Origin of the sequence: Flavobacterium sp. (assembly GCF_043778725.1) — a bacterium.
In the GTDB taxonomy this organism is placed as follows: domain Bacteria; phylum Bacteroidota; class Bacteroidia; order Flavobacteriales; family Flavobacteriaceae; genus Flavobacterium.
The window spans coordinates 1-4,013 of sequence record NZ_JAYWFT010000120.1 but is presented as its reverse complement, the minus strand read 5'-3'; the positions used below and the strand labels follow the sequence as shown (position 1 = coordinate 4,013).

At 28.5% G+C, this 4,013-nt stretch carries 4 protein-coding genes; all 4 read left to right on the top strand.

Features of this window, described 5'->3' with window-relative positions:
* Positions 1-136 precede the first annotated feature (136 nt).
* The 4 genes from ACH2CG_RS11455 (at position 137) to ACH2CG_RS11440 (ending at position 3,136) form a co-directional block, all read left to right on the top strand.
* Entirely contained in the window at positions 137-1,036 is a 900-nt protein-coding gene (locus ACH2CG_RS11455) for a nucleotidyltransferase (protein ID WP_395065286.1), read from the top strand.
* 1 nt (position 1,037) lies between these two features.
* A complete protein-coding gene (locus ACH2CG_RS11450; protein ID WP_395065284.1) occupies positions 1,038-1,808 on the top strand; it encodes a GGDEF domain-containing protein in 771 nt (256 codons plus the stop codon).
* A gap of 3 nt (positions 1,809-1,811) precedes the next feature.
* The gene (locus ACH2CG_RS11445; protein ID WP_395065282.1) at positions 1,812-2,402 is read left to right on the top strand and encodes a hypothetical protein; all 591 of its coding nucleotides are present in this window, start codon (positions 1,812-1,814) and stop codon (positions 2,400-2,402) included.
* Between the two features lie 194 nt (positions 2,403-2,596).
* The gene (locus ACH2CG_RS11440) at positions 2,597-3,136 is read left to right on the top strand and encodes a YcxB family protein (protein WP_395065280.1); all 540 of its coding nucleotides are present in this window, start codon (positions 2,597-2,599) and stop codon (positions 3,134-3,136) included.
* Positions 3,137-4,013 lie beyond the last annotated feature (877 nt).

Below are 4,013 nucleotides of genomic sequence, written 5' to 3'. Positions count from 1 at the left end.
GCAAACTTTAAAGTTGGTTTTGTACTTGGAAGTTCGGTCTTTAATTTATAAATTTGGCTTACGAAATCCCCAACTGACGCCAAGCCACAAGACGTTAGGCAACATTTTACCTGAACGAGAAAATTTATAATTAACTATGGCAAAATTCACTGAAGACACATTATCAAATTGGACAAAACCGCCTAGTGAAACTGAACAGACTAAACTAGAAAACTCTGAAAAAATGGTTCGAGATGCAATATCATCTGATCCAAAATTGAAAACTAAATCAACAGAAACTTTTGCACAAGGTTCTTATGCAAATGATACAAATGTAAAGTTGAATAGTGATATTGACATTAATGTAAGATTCACTGGAGGTTTTATGTTTAATCTATCAAAAGATGTTGATGAAAAAGATGCTGGTATTGATAAATTACCACCTAGCGATTACTCTTACTCTGAATTTAAAGATGACGTTGAAAATGCATTGGTTAATAAATTTGGGAGTGAATATGTCAAAAGAAAAGATAAATGCATAACAATAATTGCAAATTCAACAAGAATTCAAACAGACGTAGTTCCAACATGGAATTACAGAAGGTATGACAGCAAAAGCCCTAAATATATATTAGGCGCTAAATTTATTTCTGATACTTATTCTAGTATAATCAATTATCCTAAACAGCATATTGAAAATGGTAAAACCAAGAATAACGAAACTTCACGCAGATTTAAAAGGTTAACTAGATTACATAGAAAATTGCGATACAAAATGATTGAAGATGGAAAAAATGTAAATGATAACATTACATCTTTTCTACTTGAATGTTTGGTTTGGAATTTACCAAATAATATTTTTAATAATTATGACACTTGGACTGAACGATTAAGACAGTCGATTGTATATATTTACGACAAAACAAAAGAAGATAAAGATTGCTCTGAATGGGGAGAAGTTTCAGAACTATTATATTTGTTCAGAGAAAGTAGAAAATGGTCTAGACAAGATGTTAATGATTATATGGTTTTATTATGGAATTATTTAGAATACTAAAATGAATAATATTAAAAATTACTTAACAAAATCGTATGAAAAGTTCAAACAAGATGGGCTTTCTAAAATCATTTACGATGTTATTAAAGCTATAGCTATTTCACTTTTTATAATTTCTCCAAAGTTCATTCCGCAAGAAACCTTGCTATGGAAAATAATGTTTCATGAAATTTCAGTTTCAATATATATTGTTATTTTATTTTCTCTTTTTATTATTGTTATTACAAACATCATAAAAAATTTCAGTTTCAAGAAGAAGTATTTGAAACTTGAAAAAGATAATTTTAATGATGAATTAACGGGGTTGAAAAACTATAAAGCATTAAATAAATATTTGGACAATAAATTGATTTTTGCAAATCAAAACAACAAAACTTTATCAGTAATATTAATTGATATAGATAATTTTAAAAAATTCAATATAGATGAAGGTTATAACACATCTGATAAAATATTAAAAAAATTAGGCGAATTATTAAACAATGATAAAAGAGCAACTGATGAAACATTTAGATTTTTTTTAAGAGGCGATGAATTTTTAGTAGTTGCAAACGAAACCAATCTAAACCAAGCATTTCAAGCAGCTGAAAGAAAAAGAAAATTAATTGAAACAACAAGTTTTGAAATTGAAAACAAAACCTATTTTTTAAATGTGTCTTGTGGCGTAACTGAAATGAAAAAAGATGATGATTTTAAATCAATTACAGATAGAGTAAATTCTGCATTAATTGAAGCGAAAAAAAGTAAAAATTGTACTAAAACAATAATATAGATTATGATAAAACACAATATTAGAATGTTCGCTTTTACAATTATTGGTTTTGCTTTTTTTGTTTATGCAATCTTATTTCTATTTACTCAAAATATACAAAGTATTGATTTTCACAAAGCAATTTCAAACATATCAACAACTATAACAATTAATATAATAGTTTGGACTTTTTTTATAAGTTATGCTTGGAAATGGAAAATATTTTATTCTTGGCTTGTACAAATGCCGGACTTATCTGGCGAATGGGAAGGAATAATTAAATCAAATTGGAATGGAGGTCAATTAGAAACAATAAAAACAGAAGTGAAAATAGAACAGTCTTTTTTTCATATTCAAGTTAGAATAAAAACAACTGAAAGCCAAAGTTATAGTATTGGAGCATCTTTTGACATTGATAAAGAAAGAGGTATTAATCAATTATTTTACTCTTTTTTAAATACGCCAAAATCTGGAATTAGAGAAAGAAGTTCAATTCATTATGGTTCTACTCTATTAGCTTTTGAAGGCTATAAAGTGGAAAAAATGGAGGGAGAATATTGGACATCAAGAGAAACAACAGGCGAAATTACATTAACCAAAAAAAACGTTGCCTAACAGCCGTTTGGCAAGATTGCGAATTTTGTGGTAAATTCACGTTTGCGTTCCGCAAGAAATTTTATCTTTAGTGGAAAATATACGGTTACGAAGTTCGCAACCTCGCCAAGCGGCGGAACGTTGTGCGTCACTTTCGAGCGACAGAAAAACGAAAGAAAACTGAAAGAAAATCGAAGGAAAATAGAATAAGAATAATGATAGATATAAAGTACAAATTAACGGAAGAAGACTTTTTACAATTAAACTTGTATCATTTTGACGTTGAAGGATCATTGAGAAAAAACTCAAGGAAAATAATGGTTATATTTTTATCAATTATTTTTATACTGATTGCTGTAACAATTTATAAAAATGAAAAACTCTATGCTATTACATTAGCATTGGTTGCTTTATTTCTCGTAATATTTCATAAAAGAGAAACGAAAAAAAAGTTTAAAAAAATATTTAAGAAAAATATTCAACAATATAAAAACAGATTTGACAAATTCGTGGAGTTAAAATTTACAGAAACTGAAATTGAAGTCAAAAGTGTTGCTGGAAATACTCAATTTTATAACTCTCAAATTAAATCTATAATAGAAACGAAAGAATATTTTTTTATTCGATTACAGCCTGAAGCAATTATAATTCCGAAAAGAGAATTTGAAAATACCGAAAACATAAGTGAATATTTAAAATCGTTTTCTAAAAAGTTAAACGTTGAATATAAAGAGAATTTTGAATGGAAATGGTAAAAAAGCGAACGCACAACAGCGGTTTTAAGAAATTGGGGTTTTTGGGCTTAATTTAAAGTTTGTTTTGTACTTTTGAACTTCGGTGTTTAATCGAAAGTTTCGGGCTTACAAATCCCCAACTTCTTAAAGCGGCGGAACGTTGTGCGACAATTTGCTCGAAATTCCGGGGCGGAATTTACTCTGAAAACAAGTTGACTTTTTTAGTTAGTAAGTTTTGGAATTATGAAACATTAAGTTGCGAACTTCGCTCCTATTTTTCTAAAAGTTATTAAAAGTTTTAGCAAAAAATATTGGTAAAAGAAAATAACTGAAAGTTTTAGTTGGCAATATTGGGAAAAGAAAATTGTGGAAAAGTTTTAATTCAAAAAATTGGCTGAAATATTGGGAAAACTAAATCGTAGAAAAGTTTTTGTTGACAATATTGGGAAAAATGAATGTTGGAAATTTATTAGAGCAAAAATAAAAAACATAAATCGAAATAAATTATCAACAGAAAATGAAAATCGAAATAAGGTTTGTCCAAATCGAACAAAGCATTGGCTGAATCGAACAAGGCTTTGGCTCGACTAAATAAAGCATAGTTTAAACCGAACAAAGGTTTGGCGCAATCGAAATAAACAATGGCGTAACCGAACAAAACAATGTGTAAATAGAAACAATTAAAGTCTCAACAAAACAAATGAAAGGCAAAATAAATTGAAGCATAAACCAAAATAAAAAAGAAAAACAAAAAAATAAAATCGTCGCACAACAGCGGTTTGGCGCAATTGGGGTTTTAGGCAAACTTTAAAGTTGGTTTTGTACTTGGAAGTTCGGTCTTTAATTTATAAATTTGGCTTACGAAATCCCCAACTGACGCCAAGCCACAAGACGTTAG

Excerpts from the sequence above, each read along its gene's own strand:
- ACH2CG_RS11455 (WP_395065286.1), top strand. The coding sequence starts at position 137 with ATGGCAAAATTCACTGAAGACACATTATCAAATTGGACAAAACCGCCT.
- ACH2CG_RS11450 (WP_395065284.1), top strand. The coding sequence starts at position 1,038 with ATGAATAATATTAAAAATTACTTAACAAAATCGTATGAAAAGTTCAAA.
- ACH2CG_RS11445 (WP_395065282.1), top strand. The coding sequence starts at position 1,812 with ATGATAAAACACAATATTAGAATGTTCGCTTTTACAATTATTGGTTTT.
- ACH2CG_RS11440 (WP_395065280.1), top strand. The coding sequence starts at position 2,597 with ATGATAGATATAAAGTACAAATTAACGGAAGAAGACTTTTTACAATTA.